The sequence below is a fragment of the Actinotalea soli genome, from assembly GCF_017565425.1.
GTDB lineage: Bacteria > Actinomycetota > Actinomycetes > Actinomycetales > Cellulomonadaceae > Actinotalea > Actinotalea soli.
In genome coordinates, this window is record NZ_JAGEMK010000002.1 from 326,204 (window position 1) to 345,113 (window position 18,910).

General features: G+C 71.7%; 20 protein-coding genes and 1 riboswitch. Of the genes, 13 read left to right on the top strand and 7 right to left on the bottom strand.

Translation table 11 applies throughout. The annotated features are described in order from the left end of the window. Positions 1–9: 9 nt before the first annotated feature. The 3 genes from J4G33_RS05815 to J4G33_RS05825 all read left to right on the top strand — a co-directional run bounded on the left by J4G33_RS05815 (position 10) and on the right by J4G33_RS05825 (position 5,240). Positions 10–153, top strand: coding sequence for an Lsr2 family DNA-binding protein (locus J4G33_RS05815; RefSeq protein WP_307793766.1), 144 nt, complete (start codon positions 10–12; stop codon positions 151–153). 334 nt (positions 154–487) lie between these two features. Beyond that, the gene (locus J4G33_RS05820; RefSeq protein WP_208054983.1) at positions 488–3,985 is read left to right on the top strand and encodes an RHS repeat-associated core domain-containing protein; all 3,498 of its coding nucleotides are present in this window, start codon (positions 488–490) and stop codon (positions 3,983–3,985) included. 454 nt (positions 3,986–4,439) lie between these two features. Further along, the gene (locus J4G33_RS05825) at positions 4,440–5,240 is read left to right on the top strand and encodes an ATP-binding protein (protein ID WP_243758710.1); all 801 of its coding nucleotides are present in this window, start codon (positions 4,440–4,442) and stop codon (positions 5,238–5,240) included. 17 nt (positions 5,241–5,257) lie between these two features. Here the strand turns inward: J4G33_RS05825 and J4G33_RS05830 are convergent. The 3 genes from J4G33_RS05830 to J4G33_RS17025 all read right to left on the bottom strand — a co-directional run bounded on the left by J4G33_RS05830 (position 5,258) and on the right by J4G33_RS17025 (position 7,401). Continuing rightward, positions 5,258–6,456 (bottom strand): IS3 family transposase gene (locus tag J4G33_RS05830; RefSeq protein ID WP_372435029.1). Its coding sequence is split into 2 segments (ribosomal slippage): positions 5,258–6,147 and positions 6,147–6,456, totalling 1,200 coding nucleotides; the frame shifts between segments, so codons are not numbered across the junction. A gap of 6 nt (positions 6,457–6,462) precedes the next feature. Then, a complete protein-coding gene (locus tag J4G33_RS05835; protein WP_208054984.1) occupies positions 6,463–6,921 on the bottom strand; it encodes a hypothetical protein in 459 nt (152 codons plus the stop codon). Positions 6,922–6,948: 27 nt separating this feature from the next. Next, a complete protein-coding gene (locus J4G33_RS17025) occupies positions 6,949–7,401 on the bottom strand; it encodes a DUF4913 domain-containing protein (RefSeq protein ID WP_208054985.1) in 453 nt (150 codons plus the stop codon). Positions 7,402–7,407: 6 nt separating this feature from the next. Continuing rightward, positions 7,408–7,504: riboswitch (glycine riboswitch) on the top strand. A gap of 193 nt (positions 7,505–7,697) precedes the next feature. On the opposite strand from J4G33_RS17025, the gene gcvP reads away from it, so the two are divergent. From gcvP to J4G33_RS05875, 7 genes are all read left to right on the top strand, one after another. Next, a complete protein-coding gene (gene gcvP / locus J4G33_RS05845; RefSeq protein ID WP_208054986.1) occupies positions 7,698–10,553 on the top strand; it encodes an aminomethyl-transferring glycine dehydrogenase in 2,856 nt (951 codons plus the stop codon). Further along, positions 10,550–11,710 (top strand): glycine cleavage system aminomethyltransferase GcvT, encoded by a 1,161-nt coding sequence (gcvT, locus tag J4G33_RS05850; protein WP_208054987.1) that lies wholly within the window; start codon positions 10,550–10,552, stop codon positions 11,708–11,710. Before gcvP ends, gcvT begins: the two co-directional genes overlap by 4 nt. An 87-nt stretch (positions 11,711–11,797) precedes the next feature. Further along, positions 11,798–12,169: a glycine cleavage system protein GcvH gene (gene gcvH / locus J4G33_RS05855; RefSeq protein ID WP_208054988.1), complete on the top strand. Its 372-nt coding sequence runs from the start codon at positions 11,798–11,800 to the stop codon at positions 12,167–12,169. A gap of 301 nt (positions 12,170–12,470) precedes the next feature. Beyond that, the gene (locus J4G33_RS05860; protein ID WP_243758639.1) at positions 12,471–12,707 is read left to right on the top strand and encodes a LuxR C-terminal-related transcriptional regulator; all 237 of its coding nucleotides are present in this window, start codon (positions 12,471–12,473) and stop codon (positions 12,705–12,707) included. A 158-nt stretch (positions 12,708–12,865) separates the two neighbouring features. Then, positions 12,866–13,414, top strand: a complete 549-nt coding sequence (locus J4G33_RS05865; RefSeq protein WP_208054989.1) for a GIY-YIG nuclease family protein — start codon at positions 12,866–12,868, stop codon at positions 13,412–13,414. A 26-nt stretch (positions 13,415–13,440) separates the two neighbouring features. Further along, positions 13,441–13,881, top strand: coding sequence for an NUDIX domain-containing protein (locus J4G33_RS05870; RefSeq protein ID WP_208054990.1), 441 nt, complete (start codon positions 13,441–13,443; stop codon positions 13,879–13,881). 2 nt (positions 13,882–13,883) lie between these two features. Beyond that, positions 13,884–14,438 (top strand): SRPBCC domain-containing protein, encoded by a 555-nt coding sequence (locus J4G33_RS05875; RefSeq protein ID WP_208054991.1) that lies wholly within the window; start codon positions 13,884–13,886, stop codon positions 14,436–14,438. Positions 14,439–14,447: 9 nt separating this feature from the next. On the opposite strand, the gene J4G33_RS05880 is transcribed toward J4G33_RS05875, so the two are convergent. The 3 genes from J4G33_RS05880 to J4G33_RS05890 all read right to left on the bottom strand — a co-directional run bounded on the left by J4G33_RS05880 (position 14,448) and on the right by J4G33_RS05890 (position 16,347). After that, positions 14,448–15,416 carry an alpha/beta fold hydrolase gene (locus J4G33_RS05880; protein WP_208054992.1) on the bottom strand — a complete coding sequence of 323 codons (969 nt, stop codon included), beginning with the start codon at positions 15,414–15,416 and terminating at the stop codon, positions 14,448–14,450. A gap of 107 nt (positions 15,417–15,523) precedes the next feature. Beyond that, entirely contained in the window at positions 15,524–16,123 is a 600-nt protein-coding gene (locus J4G33_RS05885; protein ID WP_307793767.1) for a DNA-3-methyladenine glycosylase I, read from the bottom strand. Between the two features lie 11 nt (positions 16,124–16,134). Further along, positions 16,135–16,347 carry a hypothetical protein gene (locus tag J4G33_RS05890; RefSeq protein ID WP_208054993.1) on the bottom strand — a complete coding sequence of 71 codons (213 nt, stop codon included), beginning with the start codon at positions 16,345–16,347 and terminating at the stop codon, positions 16,135–16,137. Positions 16,348–16,485: 138 nt separating this feature from the next. Between J4G33_RS05890 and J4G33_RS05895 the strand changes: the two genes are divergently transcribed. From J4G33_RS05895 to J4G33_RS05905, 3 genes are all read left to right on the top strand, one after another. Then, positions 16,486–16,686 (top strand): hypothetical protein, encoded by a 201-nt coding sequence (locus tag J4G33_RS05895; RefSeq protein WP_208054994.1) that lies wholly within the window; start codon positions 16,486–16,488, stop codon positions 16,684–16,686. Positions 16,687–16,789: 103 nt separating this feature from the next. Then, positions 16,790–17,464 (top strand): hypothetical protein, encoded by a 675-nt coding sequence (locus J4G33_RS05900; protein ID WP_208054995.1) that lies wholly within the window; start codon positions 16,790–16,792, stop codon positions 17,462–17,464. Beyond that, a complete protein-coding gene (locus tag J4G33_RS05905) occupies positions 17,464–18,060 on the top strand; it encodes an OmpA family protein (protein ID WP_243758640.1) in 597 nt (198 codons plus the stop codon). The genes J4G33_RS05900 and J4G33_RS05905 overlap by 1 nt, the downstream gene beginning before the upstream one ends. Here the strand turns inward: J4G33_RS05905 and J4G33_RS05910 are convergent. Continuing rightward, positions 18,039–18,719, bottom strand: a complete 681-nt coding sequence (locus tag J4G33_RS05910; protein ID WP_307793768.1) for an SPFH domain-containing protein — start codon at positions 18,717–18,719, stop codon at positions 18,039–18,041. The two genes, J4G33_RS05905 and J4G33_RS05910, sit on opposite strands and share 22 nt — an antisense overlap. Positions 18,720–18,910 lie beyond the last annotated feature (191 nt).

The following is an 18,910-nucleotide window of genomic DNA, read 5'->3' on the forward strand; positions in this document are numbered from 1 at the left end:
TGGTCGATCGTGTGCCGTCCAAGCCTGAGTTCCTCGAGCCGCGGCGCGAACGACTCGGCTGCTGTGCGTGAGTGGGCCCGGGCGAACGGCTACAAGGTCACCGACCGTGGCTGCATCCCTAGCGAGGTCCGCACCGCCTACGACAACCGCTGACGTCCGAGGACGGCCCAGCCACGGAGCTCCCTTTCGCCAAATGTTTGTCATGACAGGGGTTGTGCCGGCACGGGCGGTGTGCTCGATACAGTCGCGCATTGGGCCGATTGGCTGATCATGGGTTCCGGGGGTGTTGTAGATCACACTGTGACTGTTAGTCATGGTGCTTGATCGGTCGCGCACTCCGTCGTGGTCGGCATTTCCTCGGGGGCTAGGGATGCGTGCACGGGTGGGTTTGATCGCTGCTGTTGCTGCGGGGTCGTTGATCGGTGGGGCGTTGCCGGCGGTGGCCGCGGTCCCTGGGGATCCGACGGATCTGGCGTTCGAGCGGGCGGTGTCGCACACGCCGGTGCTGGCGGCGGTGGTCAGTGATCCTGATGGTGGGGCGGTGACGGCGAAGTTCTTCGCCCGCCAGGCCGGCACGTCGGGATGGGGCCTTGCTGACGGGGCTGAGGTGGAGGTGGCCTCGGGGCAGGTCGCGCGGTTCACCTTGCCGGCGGTCTCGGCGGGGGATGAGGTGCAGTGGACGGTTCAGGCGTGTGACACGGTCAGCTGCTCGGACACCGCACCGGAGCGCAGCGACGTGGTCTCGGGCCTGTTGGGCGCAGGCCAGCGCAAGGGCGCGACGGGGTTGCCGTTCGAGCTGGGTGACCGGGTGCAGGGCCGGGTGGATGTGGGCACGGGGAACCTGCAGGTGGTGGCCACGGGGTTGTCCGCGCCGGGGGTCAACGGTGATCTGCCGGTCAGCGCGGTCTACAACTCGTTGGCGTTGCGGGGGGAGAACCCGCAGGTCCAGGGCCCGTTGGGGCATGGGTGGACGCACACGTTCAGCGACCAGGTGCGCCTGCTGGCCCAGGACGACGGGTCCCAGGTCTACATCGGGCCCGGTGGGGTCTCGGGCACGTTCGTGCCGACCCCGGGCGGGTTCACCGCCCCGGCGGGGATGACGGTGGACCTGGTGCACGTGTCGGGCACGACGTACACGTTGACCGATCACGCCTCCCAGCAGCGGTTGGGGTTCACCGACACGGTCCTGACCGCGGTGGCCGACCGCAACGGCAACCAGACCACCGTGAGCACCTCGCCGTTGACGGTGACCGGCACCGCAGGCCCGGCGGCCGCACGGGCGATCACCGCGACGGAGTCCGGGTCTCGGATCACCGAGCTGACGCAGGGCGCGACCGGTGGCGGGTCGCGGTCGGTGACCTACGGGTACGACGGCGCGGGGGACCTGGTCTCGGTGACCGACCCGGCCGGACGGGCCACGACGTTCACCTACGACGACCACCAGCTGGTGCAGGTCGTGGCGCCCGGGGGGATCACCACGCACTTCGCTTACGACGATCGGGCGCGGGTGACCTCGGTGCGTCAGGTCAATACCGCGGCGGGGGCGCCGGGGGACACCTGGACGCGCCTGGCCTACCCCTCGACTACCGAGGTATTGGTCTCTGACGGGGCCCAGGAGCAGGCCGACTCACCGACCTCGGGCCCGCGCACGACCTACACCCTGACCGAGGACATGACCGGGCGGGTCAGTGACGTGGTCGACGCCGAGGGCCGAGAGCAGTCCACGACGTTCACCCCGAACTTCGACCCCGAGACCGCCACGATCGGCACCGGCACCGAGGCGTCCACCACCACAGGCACCTACGGCGCGAACGACGGGGAGTCCTTGACGGGCGTCACCAGCCCTGGCGGGGCGGGTTCGGCGTTCGGGTATGACAACACCGACGACGCGACGCGCTTCTTGGCGACCTCGAGCACCGACGACGCGGGCAACCAGAGCCTGTACACGTTCAACGGCGCCGGCAACCAGCTGAGCACCGCCGATGCGATGGGCGCCCAGGCGGACCTGACCTACAACCCCGACGGGACCGTGGCGACGGCCACGGCCCCGGGCAACGGCACCAACGCCACGGCCTACTCCTACGCCGAGGGGCGCCTGACCCAGGTCACCCCGGTGTCGGGCTCGAGCCTGGGGGTGCGCGAGGCAACCTATGACGGGTTCGGTCGGATGGCCACGATCAGCAACGGCGCCGGGGTGACCACGACCTACACCTACGACGCGTTGGACCGCACCACCGGGATGGACTACTCCACCACCACCGCGAGCCCGGACGTGGCCTTCACCTACGACACCGCCGGGCGCACCGCGACCCGCACCGATGCCTCGGGCACCACGACGTATGCCTATGACGACCTGGGCAACCTCACCTCCCGCACCCACTCCCTGGATGACGTGACGGTCAGCTACGCCTACGACAAGGCCGCGCGCCTGGCCGCGACCAGCGACGCCCGGGGGACCACGAGCTACGACTACGACCAGGGCGGGGCGTTGGTCGCGATGAACTACGAGATCGGTGGCCAGACCCGCACCACGCGGTTCGCGATCGACGACAAGGGCCGGCGCACGAACACGTGGATGGACACCAACGCGAACAACACCGACTGGTCAGCTCACTCGGGTACCGAGTACGACTCCTCGGGGCGCGTCACCCGGGTCCTGGGCCAGTACGGGTACATCCGCAACGGTGAGCTCTCGCCGGTGACGGTGGTGGACCACAACTACTGCTACGCCGCCGGATCGACCTACCCCGACTGCTCCATGTCGGCCGGCGATGACCGGTCCCTGGTGCAGTGGATGGCCGATGAGGTCACCGGGCAAATCTCGACCTACACCTACGACGGCGCCAACCGCCTGACCGGGGTGGACACCACCGCCGGGCAGGACGTGGAGAACAACCCCCTGCCGGCGGTGACCCACGCCTACACCTACGACCCGCGGGGCAACCGCACCACCGCGGTGACCACCACCGGCACCGGGACCGAGGCGGTGACCTCGACTCAGACCCGGGAGCACAACGCCGCGAACCAGACCACGACCACGGGGTTCAGCTACGACGGGGCCGGCAACCAGCTGACCGACCCCGAGGCCGGGACGATCACCTACACCGCCGGTGACCAGACCGCATCGGTCACCCGCGACGGGGACACCTACGACTACACCTACGCCGGGGTCGGGCAGAACGAGCTCGTCCACCAGACCACCCCTGAAGGTGACTACACCTACACCTACGGACGCACCGACCAGGTCGGCCGGCCGATCATCGAGCAGGTCCAGGTCGACTTCCAGCGCGCGTTCGTCGAGAACGACCCCACCGGTCAAGCGGTGATGCTGCGCTCGCACTCGGCCAACCAGCTGCTCTACGTCCACGACCACCTCGGCTCACCGATCGCCTTGATCGCCGACTCACGGTTCCACGCGTTCGGGTGGAAGTACGACCCCTTCGGTGCCCACCAGTCCATCCGCGACTCCGGCGGGACGGCCGATGAGTTCGCCCCGCACCGGTTCACCGCCGGGACGTTCGACCGGTCCACGGGGTGGATCAAGAACGGGGCCCGCTACTACAACCCCACCGAAGGCCGCTGGACCCAGCACGACACCCTCGACGCACCCCTAGACCCCGCCAACGCCAACAGGTACGCCTACGCCGCCAACAACCCCATCAACTACATCGACCCCACGGGAACCGTGACGCTTGCCGAAGGGCTCGGCTACGCGGCCACTGCAGTTGCGGTAGCGGGCCTCGCGGCGACGGGGTTCGGGGCGCCTGCGGCAGTCAGTGTGGGTCTTTCGATCGCTGGCACCGGCCTCAGCGTAGGCTCTCAAGCGGCGGCAGGTGACACGCAAGGAGCCGCCGTGACTGCCGTGATCGGCGCGACGACAGCAGGCTTCGGGGTGGCAGCATCCCAACTTGGAGTCAGTAGCGCGGCGGCATTTGGGGTCGATCTCGGCTATACCGGGATTGCTTCGCTCGCAAGCTCTTCATAGTTGGGATTTCGAATGGTTGGGATATCTGGCATCTTCAATACACCACTTGGCGGAATTGGCGCGGCAGTGTTCTTCATTGTTGCAATTGGTGTCTGGATTTGGCTGGTGCGAAAGGGGAAGTAGGGAGGCGCTGAAAGGGTTGGTCCATCAGCCCATCCCTGAGGGGGACTGCACCTACACCTACGGGCGCACCGACCAGGTGGGCCGCCCAGTGATCGAGCAGGTCCAGGTCGACTTTCAGCGCGCGTTCGTTGAGAACGACCCCACCGGTCAAGCGGTGATGCTGCGCTCGCACTCGGCCAACCAGCTGCTCTACGTCCACGGGCCGTGTGGTTCACGCAGGGCTAGGGCATCTACGGCGGTATTGGTGTTTCTGCAATACATCACTAGACGTCGCTAGACGGACCCGGCTCTGAACCCGTACAGCCCAGGCTCTGGTCGGCGACCGCCCGAGCTGGTCGGTCGCACGGTCGAGCTCGAGGCGTTCGACACGCTACTTGCCCGTGCGGGCAACCGGCTCACCGACCGGGGGATCGTCCTGACCGGACTGCGGGGTGTGGGCAAGACGGTCCTGCTGAACGAGATGCACGCCCAGGCCGACGGGTACGGCTGGTTGACCGTGCGCCTCGAGGCCCGCCGAGACAAGGCCGGGGTCCTGGCCGTACGCCGTGCCCTGGCCCGCGACCTGGTGGCTGCGGCCCGCAAGCTCACGCGGACCTCACGAACCGAGCGGATGCGTCAAGCCCTGGCGACCATCGGAGCCTTCAACGCCAAGATCGGCGCCACCGGCGTCTCCCTGGGCGTGGACCTCGCGGACGGCCGGGCCGATTCCGGTGACACCGAGCTGGACCTGGTCGAGCTCGTCGAGGACGTCGCGATCGCTCTGGGTGAGCAGGGGAAGGCCTTCGGGCTGTTCATCGATGAGATGCAGGACCTGGACGCCGAGACCATGGGTGCGGTGATCGCAGCCCAGCACCTGGCCGGCCAGCGAGGATGGCCCTTCTACGTCGTCGGCGCCGGCTTGCCGAACCTGCCTCGGGTGCTGACCGAAGCGCGCTCCTACGCCGAGCGGTTGTTCACCTACCGGTCGATCGGTCGACTGCCCGAGACCGAAGCGGCGCGGGCTCTGGTGGACCCGGCCAAGCGCCTGGGGGCCGAGTACGTCCCGGATGGGCTCGCGGTGATCTTGTCCGCTGCTGGTGGCTACCCCTACTTTCTGCAGGAGTACGGCCGGGACTGCTGCAAGGTCGGTTGACACCGGGTGAGTGGTGATCATGCCGCAATGGCTGCGGTCTGGGCAGTGAATGCTAGTTCGAACTCGACGGGAGTGAGCTTGCCGAGAGCTCGCTGGCGTCGGCGGCGGTTGTAGGTGCGCTCGGTCCAGAACACGATCGCCTGGTGCAGTTCCTCGCGAGTGCGCCAGCGCTGGCGGTTCAGGACGTTCTTCTGCAGCAGCGCGTTCCAGGACTCCATGGCGGCGTTGTCCCCGGCGGAGGCGACGCGACCCATCGAGCCCTGCAGCCCTGCTGCGGTCAGGACCGCCCGGAAGGTCCGCGCTCGAAATTGCGACCCTCGATCCGAATGAACCACCACGACACCGGTCGGGGCGCGCCTGGCGACGGCCGTGCGCAGCGCGGTGACAGCGAGCTGGGCGGTCATCCGCTCGTCGATCGCGTAGCCGACGATCCGGTTGCTGAACAGGTCCTTGATCGCGCAGCAGTAGAGCATGCCTTCACCGGTGGGGTGCTCGGTGATATCGGTGGCCCAGACCTGGTCGGGCCGCTGCGCGGTGAAGTCCCGCTGGACGTGATCGTCGTGGACCGCCGGCCCCGGAGACTTCCCCGCGCCGCGACGGCCCTTACGGACCGTCGCTGACCACAGCCTCTGCTGCGAGCACAGTCGCCAGACCCTCCGCTCGCCGACCTCGTGACCGGCGCGCTCGAGCTCGTCGGCCAGGAACCGGTAGCCAAACTCCGGGTCGTCGCCGTGGGCGTCGATCAAGGCGTTGGTCAGGTAGGCGTCCTCCAGCTCACGCTGGCTGATCGGGTCGGCCAGCCAGGCGTAGAACGCCTGCCTGGAGTGGCCCAGCACCCCGCAGGTCAACCGCACCGGGATCCCCTCGGCGGCCAGGTCACGGACCAGCGGGTAGCTCATTTTGGGAGCGATCCAGCGGCGAAGTAGGCCGCCGCGCGGCGCAGGATCTCGTTCTCCATCTCCAACCGGCGCTTGTCCCGGCGAAGTTGGACCAGCTCGTTCTGCTCGCTGGTCGTCTGGCCGTCCACGACGCCGTCGTCGATGTCGGCCTGGCGCACCCAGCGCCTGACCGACTCCACGGAGATGTCGAAGTCGGCGGCGACCTCGGGGTGGCTCAGGTCGCCGCGACGGGTGACCCGCACGACGTCACGCTTGAACTCGGGAGGGAACTTCTTGGGCGCAGAGACATCCTTCCAGCGGGACCAAGTCCCACAGATGGAGTGTCAACCAGGCCTGCAGCAGTCCCCTTCGCGTAGCGCGGCGCGGTGGTCGTCCAGGGCGTGCACCAGGGCGTTGCGCCGGTCGGCGGGGTCGTGGTGGGCGGCGTTCAGGGCGTCGAGGTTGACGCCGAAGCGTGAGCCGAGCTGCTCGCGGATCACGTTGTGGGCTTCGCGGCCGCGGGCATCGTGGGGGGCGATCGCGGTGGTGAACGTGGTCAGGTCCGCGATCTGCTGGGGGCTGGCTTGCTGCCAGAAGTCCTCGCGGCGGACCCGGTCGTAGACGAGCTGGGTGTGCTCGCGGTGCTCGGCGACCGCGGCGGTCATCTGCTGCTGCTGGGCCCAGGCGTTGGTCTGGCCGTGGCGGGAGGCCTGCTCGCCGATCTGCCCGGCGGCCATGAGCGCGGACCGCACCAGGCGGTCGACGTCCTGGCCGACCTCGTCCTCACTGCTGGTGATGCTCATCGCTTCATCCTCTCCTTGGCGCTCAGGTCACTGCTCGGCGGGGTGGTCCGCGGCCCGGAACAGCCCGGCCGGTGGCGGGTCGTGGGGCCACTGCTCGGGCAGGTCACGGTCCTGGACGTCGGAGAGCCTCCAGAACGGGCCTTCGGGACTGGTGATCTCGCGCATGGCCGGGTCGAGGTAGTCGCGGAAGAACACCGCCAGGCCGGTCATGCCGTCGGTGCGCTGGTACTCCCAGGCCTGCCACAGGGCCTCCAGGCGGGCGATGATCTCGGTGTACTCCCACCAGCGCGGGTCCCAGCGGTGGGTGCGCAGGTCGCGCTTGTAGTGCGGCAGGAGCCACTGCTCGACCCAGGTGGCGAGGTGAGACGTCGAACAGGCCCTGACGTTGGACGGAGGTGCGATTCTGCGGGCGCCCTTGTGCTGAGCGGCGCTGCCCCTGGCCCGTGCTTCGGGCCTATAGTCGACCCCACAATCGAACACGCTGCTCGAACCACGGCGGGAGAGTCCTTCCCGCACGTCGGCAAGGCGCCGAAGGAGCAACCCTCCCCGGGAATCTCTCAGGCCCACGTACCGCCGTGGCGAAGCAACTCTGGAAAGCGGCCGTGCCCTCGGGTGCGGCTCACCGACGGTGCAAGTCGGCGCGCCCCGGTGCCTCACGAGGCACACGGCGGACCGGCAAAACTCTCAGGTCGCCTGCCTCCGGGCCGGTGGATGACAGAGCGGGGAGGTCCCTGACCCCGTCCGGCGCGCGCCGGGCACGTCCCCCCGGAGCGTTCGTGAACCTGCCGCACACCTCAGCCGCCGAGGGCTTCGTGGACCGCCACGTCGGCCCCCGCGACGCCGAGACCGCTCACATGCTCGCGACCGTGGGCGCCGAGTCCCTCGAAGTCTTGATCGACCAGGCCGTCCCCGCGAGCATCCGCCAGCCGCGCCCCCTCGACCTGCCTCCCGCCCGGGGCGAGAGCGAGGTGCTGGCCGAGCTGCAGCGCATCGCGGGCCGCAACGAGGTGCTCACCTCGATGATCGGGCAGGGCTACCACGGGACCACCACCCCGCCGGTGATCCGGCGCAACGTGCTCGAGAACCCGGGCTGGTACACCGCGTACACCCCCTACCAGCCCGAGATCAGCCAGGGCCGCCTCGAGGCCCTCCTCAACTTCCAGACCGTGATCAGCGATCTCACGGCCCTGCCGGTGGCCGGTGCCTCGCTGCTCGACGAGGCCACGGCGGTGACCGAGGCCGTGCTGCTCATGCGCCGCGCGGTCAAGGGCCGGCCCGAGGGCGTCGTCGTCGTCGACGCGGACACCCTGCCGCAGACCCTCGCGGTGCTGCGCGGCCGCGCCGAGGCCATCGGGTTGCCCCTGGTGGTGACCGACCTGAGCGACGGGCTCCCGGCCGACCTGCCCGAGGAGGTCGTCGGCATCGTCGTCCAGCAGCCCGGCGCCTCGGGGGCCGTGCGGGACCTGGCCCCCCTCGTCGAGCAGGCCCACGAGCGCGGGGCCCTGGTCACGGTCGCGGCCGACCTGCTCTCCCTCACCCTGCTCACCCCGCCCGGGGAGCTCGGGGCCGACGTCGCGGTCGGCTCGGCCCAGCGCTTCGGGGTCCCGATGTTCTACGGCGGCCCGCACGCGGCCTTCATGTCGTTGCGGCAAGGCCTCGAGCGCATGCTCCCGGGTCGGCTCGTCGGGGTCAGCACCGACGCCGACGGCGCCCCCGCCTACCGGCTGGCCCTGCAGACCCGCGAGCAGCACATCCGCCGCGAGAAGGCCACGAGCAACATCTGCACCGCTCAGGCCCTGCTCGCCGTCGTCGCCTCCTTCTACGCGGTGCACCACGGGCCCGACGGGCTGCGCGCCATCGCCGAGCGGGTGCACGCCCGTGCCGTGACCCTCGCCGAGGGGGTGCGGGCGGCCGGGGTCGAGGTGGTGCACGAGCAGTTCTTCGACACCGTGCTCGTGCGCGTCCCCGGCAAGGCCGACCAGGCCCTGGCCGACGCGCTGCAGCTCGGCATCAACCTGCACCAGGTCGACGCCGACCACGTCTCGGTCACCACCGACGAGACCACCACCGAGAACCAGATCGAGACCGTCCGCTCCGTCCTCGCCCACGCCGGCGAGACCAGCTCCCAGGACGGCCGGCCCGCCCGCGACGAGGGCGAGCTCGGGCTGGGGGCGGCCCTGCGGCGCACCAGCAGCTACCTGGAGCACCCCACCTTCCACCGGTACCGGTCGGAGACGGCGCTCATGCGGTACATGCGACGGCTCGCGGACCGGGACCTGGCGCTCGACCGGACGATGATCCCGTTGGGCTCCTGCACCATGAAGCTCAACGCCGCGGTCGAGATGGAGCCGATCTCCTGGCCCGGGTTCGCGAACCTGCACCCCTTCGCCCCCGCGGACCAGACCCGCGGCTACCAGGAGCTCATCACCGAGCTCGAGACCTGGCTCGCGGAGATCACCGGCTACGCCGCCGTCTCGGTGCAGCCCAACGCTGGCTCCCAGGGCGAGCTCGCGGGCCTGCTGGCCATCCGTGAGTTCCACAAGGCCGACGGCCACGGCGAGCGGGACGTCTGCCTCATCCCGGCCTCGGCCCACGGCACCAACGCGGCCTCGGCCGTGCTCGCCGGGATGCGCGTGGTCGTGGTCAAGACCGCGGCCGACGGCGAGGTGGACATGGCCGACCTGCGCTCGCAGCTCGAGGCCCACGCGCAGGACGTCGCCGCCATCATGATCACCTATCCCTCGACCCACGGGGTCTACGAGGAGCACGTGCGCGAGGTCTGCGAGCTCGTCCACGCCGCGGGCGGTCAGGTCTACATCGACGGGGCGAACCTCAACGCCCTGGTCGGCCTCGCGCAGCCCGGTGAGCTGGGCGGCGACGTCTCCCACCTCAACCTGCACAAGACCTTCTGCATCCCGCACGGGGGTGGAGGCCCCGGCGTCGGGCCGGTCGCGGTGGCCGAGCACCTGGTGCCGTTCCTGCCGGGCCGCGGGGTCACCCAGGTCTCCGCCGCGCCGCAGGGATCGGCCGGGATCCTGCCGATCTCCTGGGCCTACGTCGCCCTCATGGGGGGTGAGGGCCTGCGCCGCGCGACGGAGATGGCGGTGCTGGGCGCCAACTACCTCGCGACCCGCCTCACCGAGCACTTCCCCGTGCTCTACACCGGGCCCGGCGGGCGGGTGGCCCACGAGTGCATCCTCGACCTGCGCGCCCTGACCAAGGCCACGGGCGTGACGGCCGAGGACGTCGCCAAGCGGCTCATCGACTACGGCTTCCACGCCCCGACCCTCAGCTTCCCGGTGGCGGGCACGCTCATGGTCGAGCCCACCGAGAGCGAGGACCTCGCCGAGCTCGGCCGCTTCTGCGAGGCGATGATCGCGATCCGTGCCGAGATCGCCGAGGTCGAGGCCGGCACGTGGTCCCTCGCCGACTCCCCGCTGCGGAACGCGCCGCACACGGCCACGATGGTCACGGGTGAGGAGTGGTCGGCCCCGTACAGCCGGCAGACCGCCGCCTTCCCCGTGGCGGGCCTGCGCCAGGACAAGTACTGGCCGCCGGTGCGTCGGATCGACCAGGCTGCGGGGGACCGCAACCTGGTGTGCTCGTGCCCGCCGATCGAGGAGTACGCATGACGACCACCACCGACGACGCCGTCGAGCTCGGTGAGGAGCAGCCGCGCCGCTCCCCGCTGCACGAGGAGCACCTGGCCCTCGGCGCCACGCTGACCCCCTTCGCGGGATGGCAGATGCCGCTGCGCTACACCTCGGACCTCACCGAGCACCACGCGGTGCGCTCCGCGGCCGGGCTGTTCGACCTGTCCCACATGGGCGAGATCCGCGTGGCAGGGCCCGGTGCCGGGCGTGCCCTGGACCGCGCCCTGGTCGGCACCCTCTCCTCCCTCGCGGTGGGCCGGGCCCGCTACACGATGCTGTGCGCCCCCGACGGCGGGGTGCTGGACGACCTGGTCGTGTACCGCACCGGGCCCGAGGGCTACCTCGTCGTGGCGAACGCCTCGAACGTCGAGACGGTCCTGGCCGAGCTGCAGGAGCGGTGCAGCGACGTCGAGGTGACCGACGAGTCCGCCACCACGGCCCTGGTGGCCGTCCAGGGGCCGGCCGCCGCAGGGATCCTCGAGAGGCTCATCAGCGAGGACGGCCGCAGCGGGGTGAGCGGCCTGCGCTACTACGCGTGCACCGCCGCCCTGGTGGCCGGGGTCGAGGCGATCGTCGCGCGCACCGGGTACACGGGGGAGGACGGCTTCGAGCTCTACGTCAGTCCCGAGGACGCGCCGACCCTGTGGCGGGCTCTGCTCGAGACCGGTGCCGAGGACGGGCTGGTGCCCGCGGGGTTGGCCTGCCGCGACAGCCTGCGCCTCGAGGCGGGCATGCCCCTCTACGGCAACGAGCTCGACACCACCACCACCCCGCACGACGCCGGGATGGGACGCGTCGTCCGCCTGGACAAGGTCGACGAGGACGGCGAGCCGCTGGACTTCGTCGGTCGCGGCCCGCTCGAGGCCCGGGCCGGGTCGCAGCCCTCGCGGGTGCTGGTCGGCCTGCAGGGACTCGGCCGTCGGGCCGCGCGGCACGGCTACGCGGTGCTCGTGCCGGACGGCCCCGTCGTCGGCGAGGTCACCTCGGGGGCGCCGTCCCCGACCCTCGGCTACCCGATCGCCATGGCGTACGTGACCCCCGAGGTCAGCGGCGAGGGCACCGAGCTCGCCGTCGAGGTGCGCGGCCGGCCCGAGCCCGCCCGCGTCGTCCCCCTGCCCTTCTACCGCCGTCCCTGACCCGTTCCTGCCCTGATCTCGTGTCAGAACCTCGGGTGCCTGGGGCACCACGAGCTTCTGACACGAGAGTGATCTGAGGAGATCGTCGTGAGCAACGTGCCTGCTGAGCTGAAGTACACCGCCGAGCACGAGTGGGTCCGTGAGGGCACCCCCGTCACCATCGGCATCACCGAGAACGCCGCCGAGGCCCTCGGCGAGCTGGTCTTCATCGAGCTGCCTGCCGTGGGCGACCGCATCACCGCGGGGACCGTGTGCGGCGAGGTCGAGTCGACCAAGTCCGTCTCGGAGATCTACGCCCCCGTCACCGGCACCGTGGCCGAGGTCAACCAGGCCGTGGTCGACGAGCCCCAGCTGGTCAACAACGAGCCCTACGCGGCCGGCTGGCTGCTGCGGGTCGACGTCGAGGACGCCACGGGGCTGCTCAGCGCCGAGGAGTACTCGGCGCTGCTCGACGCCTGAGCCGAGGCCCCGCGCGGGGGCGCCCCGAGCCGTCGCCGGCCCCCCGCGCACGCCCCGGACGCGGCAAATCCACTGCTCCGATCAGGTGAACCTCTCACTCGATACGGTGATGTATCACGCTCCCGTGACCTGCGGCAACGCCCGTCCGGGGGGTTGAAATCTCACGGTGATCATGGTCCGCAACCCCAGAGTCGCGAAATCGCGGGTGAAAACCGCGTCATGGCGGGTGAACTCACCGCTCTCTTCAGGTGTCAGCACGATTCGCGGAGCCCCCCAGCGCCGCCGCCCCCTGGAGATTCTCATGACGATGGAACTGCAGCACATGCTCCCCACGCAGCGTTCGGCCGAGCCCCTCACCCGCCGTGAGCGCGTGATCCTCTCGAACCTCGACGAGGACGTCACCCTCGAGGAGATCGCCTCCAAGCTCTTCGTCACGCGCAACACCGTGAAGTCGCAGGTGCGCAGCGTCTACAAGAAGCTCGGCGTCTCCACCCGGGCCGACGCCGTGGCCTGCGCCCGCGAGTTCGGCCTCCGCTGATCGGCTGCCTGGCGGTCCGGCGACCGGCCGTCACGGCCGGAGCGACAGCGGGCTGCAGGCGTGTCTGCGAGGCCCGTCACGCGGACCGACGACGGCGCGGGTAGTGTCGAAGCGCTCAGTCTCCGGCCCGCCACGGGCCTCGTCCGAGGCAGGTGAACGTGGACCGTCCGGCCGTCCCGTCGCCGGGCGATGAGCACTGGGCGCCGGACCTCCTGGTCCTCGCCCGACGCACCCTGACCTACGCGGGTCGGCTGCTGGTCGAGCTCGAGCCCGACGGCACCGTGTTCCAGCACTCCCCGCTCGCCGGCATGGCGGCGGTCGAGCAGCGCTACCCGTCCTGGGCGATGGGGCCCTTCGGACGGATCGAGCCCGAGCACGCGCTCCCCGCGGCTGCCGGCGTCTTCGCCCTGGTGCAGGGCGGGACGGTGCGATACGTCGGGGCCTCGACGCACCTGGAACGAACCTTCGGCGTACGTCACGGTCTGGGGGACATCTCGCGCCGGGACTGCCAGCAGGCCACCGCCGAGGAGCGGTGCCGCCTCAACCGGCTCGTGGTGGCCGAGGCCCGTGCGGGGCGCACGGTCGACCTCTACGTCCTGGCCACCGGCCGGGTCAGCCGGTGGCGGCGCAGCACCGGTGAGGACCCCACCCTCCTCGCGGCCGAGCTCGCCGAGGCCGCCCACGGGTCCTGGCACCTGCCCCGCTGAGGCGGCACGTCAGCCACACTGGTCCCATGAGCCGCGCAGACCGCCCCGTCCTGGTGGTCGCCGCCGCCCTCGTCGACGACCTCGACGCCCCGCGCCGCCTGCTCGCCGCGCGTCGTCACCGCCCGACCGCCCTGGCAGGCCGCTGGGAGTTCCCGGGCGGCAAGGTCGACCCGGGTGAGGGCCCGGTCGAGGCCCTGCACCGGGAGATCCGTGAGGAGCTCGGGGTCGAGGTCGAGCTCGGTGCCGAGCTGCCCGGACCGGAGGACGGCGCCTGGCCCATCTCCACCCGGTACCGCCTGCGTCTGTGGGCCGCCCGCACCGACGGCGAACCTCAGCCCCTCGTCGAGCACGACGCGTTGACCTGGCTCGAGCCGGGTGCATGGCTCTCGGTCGACTGGCTGGACGCCGACGTCGCGATCGTCGAGGCCCTCGCCGAGCGGGCCCGGCTCGCGGGAGGGCTGCGCTGACCATGGTCAAGGACCCGCTGCGCCGCCAGGCCGACGCGATCGGCGACCGAGCCGTGGTCGAGCGCACGGGCCGTGGGCGTGCCGAGTGGTTCGAGCTGCTCGATGCCGCGGGGGCGCGCACCTGGGGCCACACGGCCATCGCCCGCTGGTTGACCACCGAGCACGAGGTCGACGGCTGGTGGGCCCAGTCGGTGACCGTCGCCTACGAGCAGGCCCGGGGCCTGCGGGCGCCCGGGCAGCGCCCCGACGGCACCTTCGAGGCGAGCGTGAGCCGGGCGATGGACGCCACCCCCGAGGCCTGCCAGGCCTGGTTCCTCGAGGAGGAGCGACTCGCCCGCTGGCTCGACGTCGTCCCCGAGCTGCGCGGGGTGAGCCGCACGATCCGCTGGACGTGGACCGACGGCACCCGCGTCACCGTCTCCTTCCAGCCGCTGCCGCAGGGCCGCACCCGCGTCACGGTGACCCACCACGGCCTGCCTGACGGCGAGGCGCTGGTCGGCCTCAAGGACTCCTGGTCCGCGAGGCTCGACGCCCTGCGGGAGCTGATCGCCGGCTGAGGGCCGGGCTCAGGCCACCCGGTCGGCGAGGGTGTCGTTCGCCTCGCACCAGGCCTCGACCATGCGCGGGCCGCCGTGACCCTCGTCCTCGACCACCACCAAGGTGCTCGCGGGCCACCGCTGGTGCAGCAGCCACGGCGTGCTCGCGGGTCCGCTCACGTCGAGCCGACCGTGGATCAGCCACGCGGGGAGGTGCGCGATCTCGGCGACGCGGTCCAGGACCGGCGGCTCGAGGAAGCCGTCGTGGGCCCAGTAGTGGGTGACCAGGGTCGCGAACGGGACCGCCCAGGCCTCGTCCTGCCAGCTGGGGTCCCGGTGCAGGCCGCCCGCACCGATCGACACGTGCGTGTCCTCCCACGCGCCCCACGCGCTCGCGGCGGCCCGGCGGACGGCGGGGTCCGGGTCGCGCATCAGGGCCGCGTAGGCCTCGACGAGCCGACCCTGGCCGCGACGGTACCCGGGGGCGGCGAGCTCGGCGTGGGTGGCTAGCCGGTCCCACGCCTCGGGGTACAGGGTGCCCACACCCTCGGTGATCCAGTCGACCTCAGCCCGGCGGGTGGTGGTCACCGCCATGAGCACGAGCCCGAGGGTGCGCCCGGGGTGGGCCTGGGCGTACGCCAGGGCCAGGGTCGAGCCCCAGGAGACGCCGTTGAGCACCCAGGCCTCGACCCCCCGGTCCCGCCGCAGCAGCTCCATGTCCGCGACCAGGCGTGCGGTGGTGTTCGCGTCGAGGTCGTGCGCGGGGTCCCCGGCCCGTGGCGTCGACCGCCCGCAGCCGCGCTGCTCGAAGGCCAGGACGCGGAAGCGTTCGGGATCGAGCTTCATCGTGTAGCCGCCCGCGCCCAGCCCCCCACCCGGGCCGCCGTGGACGTACAGGGCGGGGATGCCCCGGGGGTTCCCCGACTCCTCCCAGTAGACCGACTGACCGCCGCCGACGTCGAGGAGCCCGGAGGTGTGCGGAACGGCCCGAGGATGCATGGCGCCGACCCTAGCGAGGGCGGACCGGCAGACTGTCGCCATGATCACCGCACAGGAGCTGCTGCACGTGCTCGAGGAGCTCACGCAGCACCACGGTCAGATGGAGCTCACCCGCGACGCGCTGCTGGCTTCGCCCCGGTGACCACCGGGCACCCCGCCAGGTGGTCGTCGACGAGCCCGCAGGCCTGCATCGCCGCGTAGGCCGTGGTCGGGCCGACGAACCGGAACCCGACCGCCTTGAGCTCGCGGGCCAGCGCCCGGGACTCCTCGGTCTGAGCGGGCAGCTCGGCGAAGGTCTCGAGCCGGTGGGTGCGAGGCTCAGGGGCGTGGGACCACATCAGGTCGGTCAGGGTCCGGTCGGCCTCCCACAGCGCGAGCAGGGCGCGGGCGTTGGCGATGGTCGCGTGGATCTTGGCGCGGTTCCGGACGATCCCTGCGTCGGCCAGCAGCCGGGCGACGTCGTCCTCGTCGAAGCGGGCGACCTGCTCGGGGTCGAACCCTGCGAAGGCCGACCGGAAGGCCGGGCGCTTGCGCAGGATCGTGATCCAGGCGAGGCCTGACTGGAAGGCCTCGAGGCACACCCGTTCGTACAGCTCCTGCTCACCGCGGACCGGCAGGCCCCACTCGGAGTCGTGGTACTCGGCGTAGAGCGGGTCACCGTCGCCGAAGCAGCGACCGGTCACCTCCGCGGGAGGGGCGTCGGGCACGGGGGTGGGGGTCAGAGCCCGTCCCGGCGGCGGACAGCCATCTGGGGGTAGGGGTCCTCGACGGTCACCTCGGCCGGGGCGTCGTCGGCGTCGACCGCCAGGAGCCCGTGGTGGACGGCACCGAGCACGCGGGCGTCGGGGGCTGCGGTGGGCGTGCGAAGTGCGTGGCGGGCCTCGGCGACCGCAACCTCGTCACCGGTCTGGGGACGATGATGGCTGAGCATGTCCAAAATGTACCCACCACGAGGGGGTCAAGGGCACCCCACGTCCGATCCTCGGCGTGGCGCTCGTCCCGTGGCCCCCGACGCCGTCGCCGCGGACGGGACACCGTCGGGCTTGTGGCGTCACCTACGGTGGCGGTCATGAAGCGGTGGCAGAGGGTCCGGGTCGTGGTGCTGAACACCGTCATCCTGCTGCTAGGCCTCGCGGGGATCGGGTGGCAGGTCTACCGGAACCTCGCGCAGGACGTGCCGTACGTGTGGCCCCCGCTGATCTTCAACGGGGTGATGGTGGTGGTCGCCCTCGGGCTCCTCGCCTACGTGCTGCGGACCCCCGCGGAGTAGCGGCCGGGTCCGGACCGCAGGCTGGAGCGAGTGCGCGGAGGGGTGTCCGGGTGGTGCATCCTGTGTCCCGCCCGCCTCACCTGCCGACCTCGGAGCTGACACCGTGACCCGCCATCGCCTCCTCCTCCCCGCGGCTGCGATCGCGCTGCTCGTCGGTCTCGCCGGCTGCACCGACGCGGACAGCACCGACGAGGCCCCGGCGCCCACCGACTCCGCCGCCGCGGAGTCGGGCGAGGCTCCGGACGAGGCCGGTGACGCTGGCCAGGAGGGGTCGGGCGAGGACTCTGGCGTGCGGGGGACGACGGACGCCGTGCTCGCGGAGCAGACCTTCGACGCGGGGGCCGAGGGTGAGGGGGAGGACAATCCTGGCGGCACCGTGACCGCGATGGTGCGTTCGCTCGAGGTCTCCGGGGAGACGATGACCCTGCGCTGGGCGATGCGCTGGGACCACGACGAGGCCGCCGACGACGCGGCCGTGAGCATGTACGACCTCGGGATGTCGGCGCTGCCGCAGCTGACCGACACCGTGAACCTCAAGCAGTACCTGCCTCTGTGCACCAAGGGCTCGTGGCAGGGCGGCATGCTCGACAGCCAGCAGTGCGGCTACAACGCGCTCGTGTCGCCGCGGAACGCGATCTACGCCGAGCTGCCCAACCACGCGGTCGTCGAGGGCTGGGCCGTCTTCGCGGCCCCGCAGGACGACGGCGCGTCCTTCGACCTCCCCATCTCGGAGAAGACGCCCAGCTTCGCAGGCCTGACCCCGCTCGAGGTCGACTGATGCGGCGACACCTCGTGGGACCCGGGCTCGCCGCGGTGCTCGTGCTCGCCCCGATGGCCATGCCCGCCGCGGCGACGACCGACCCGGACCTCGACCGGCTCGAGGAGGCCGAGATCACCGGTGCGATGCTCGACGACGCGGTCGTGGACCTGGCCGGCACGGCTCGGGACGCGGTGCTGCCCCTGGTCGTCGAGGGTTCGGTGACCGGCGTCGAACGGACCGTCGAGACGGAGGAGGAGACCGTCGTGACCCTCACCAGCGATCTCCTCTTCGCGTTCGGGAAGGCTGACCTGACACCGGCCTCCTCCGCCGCGATCGCCGAGCTCCTGGACGGGGTGCCCCAGGACGCCGCGGTCGAGGTCGACGGCTACACCGACTCCCTCGGTGGGGACGAGATCAACCTCCCGCTCTCGGAGAGCCGGGCCCAGGCCGTCGCCGACGCCATCGCTGCCGCGCGCCCCGACCTGGTGCTCACGGTCGAGGGGCACGGCAGCGCGGACCCGGTCGCGCCCAACGAGGCCGACGGCGCGGACAACCCCGGTGGGCGCGCCCAGAACCGGCGGGTCGAGCTGACCTACCCGACCTCGCCGGCCTGAGACCCGACCCGTCGACCCGAGGGGTCGGCGGACAGGACCACCGTCGCGCCCCCGGCCTCGACGGCCTGCAGGGTGCGCAGCTGGAGCAGCCCGGGGTGCGCGTCGACGAGCTTGGCGGCGTTGGCCAGCGCCCGGGTGGCGGCGACCTCGGACCGCGCACGCTCGAGGGCCGCCAGGCCCTGCGCCCGTGCTGTCGCGAGGTCGGTGGCCGCCCGGCGGACCTCGGCCGGGACCACGACGTCGCGGAGCACGGCCGCGTCGACGGCCATACCGACCCCGGCTGCCGACGCCGCGACCGCGGGGAGAAGTTCGTCGGGGACCTGCGCGCGCTCGGCGAGCAGCTCCTCGAGGGTCCGGCTCGTGACGGCCTCACGGAGGGCGACCTGCAGGGCCGTGTACACGAAGCCCTCGGGCCCCTCGACCGCCTCGTGCCAGGTGCGCGGCGCGGCGACGCGGGTGACGGCCGCGAGGCTCACCCTGACCTGCAGGCCGTCCCCGGTCACGACCTCCTGCAGAGGCACCACGACCTGCTGCGGGCGGATCGTGACCCGCACGACCCTCCGCCGCCACCGGCGGACCTGGTGCGCGCCGGGGTCGAGCTCACGCTCGAAGCCCCCGTCCCGGTACACCAGGACCCGTTCCCACTCTCGAACGACCACACGCACTGCTCGACCCTCCTTCCCGTCCGGTCCGCCGTCCCTCGGTCGGTCCCGTCCTGCCGCGGCGCGCGCCGACCGCGTGCCGGCCGACGCGCGGTCGGGCAGCCGCGGGGGACCTCCCGGCGAACCGGGGGCCGCAGACCACGGCTGCGCCGGGTGACCGCGCGCCGGACGGCGTCGGGAGTCGAACC

Coding starts and splice junctions, on each gene's coding strand:
- J4G33_RS05835 (WP_208054984.1), bottom strand. CDS start 6,921: ATGAGCATCACCAGCAGTGAGGACGAGGTCGGCCAGGACGTCGACCGC.
- gcvT (WP_208054987.1), top strand. CDS start 10,550: ATGACGACCACCACCGACGACGCCGTCGAGCTCGGTGAGGAGCAGCCG.
- J4G33_RS05860 (WP_243758639.1), top strand. CDS start 12,471: ATGACGATGGAACTGCAGCACATGCTCCCCACGCAGCGTTCGGCCGAG.
- J4G33_RS05870 (WP_208054990.1), top strand. CDS start 13,441: ATGAGCCGCGCAGACCGCCCCGTCCTGGTGGTCGCCGCCGCCCTCGTC.
- J4G33_RS05875 (WP_208054991.1), top strand. CDS start 13,884: ATGGTCAAGGACCCGCTGCGCCGCCAGGCCGACGCGATCGGCGACCGA.
- J4G33_RS05880 (WP_208054992.1), bottom strand. CDS start 15,416: ATGCATCCTCGGGCCGTTCCGCACACCTCCGGGCTCCTCGACGTCGGC.
- J4G33_RS05890 (WP_208054993.1), bottom strand. CDS start 16,347: ATGCTCAGCCATCATCGTCCCCAGACCGGTGACGAGGTTGCGGTCGCC.
- J4G33_RS05895 (WP_208054994.1), top strand. CDS start 16,486: ATGAAGCGGTGGCAGAGGGTCCGGGTCGTGGTGCTGAACACCGTCATC.
- J4G33_RS05905 (WP_243758640.1), top strand. CDS start 17,464: ATGCGGCGACACCTCGTGGGACCCGGGCTCGCCGCGGTGCTCGTGCTC.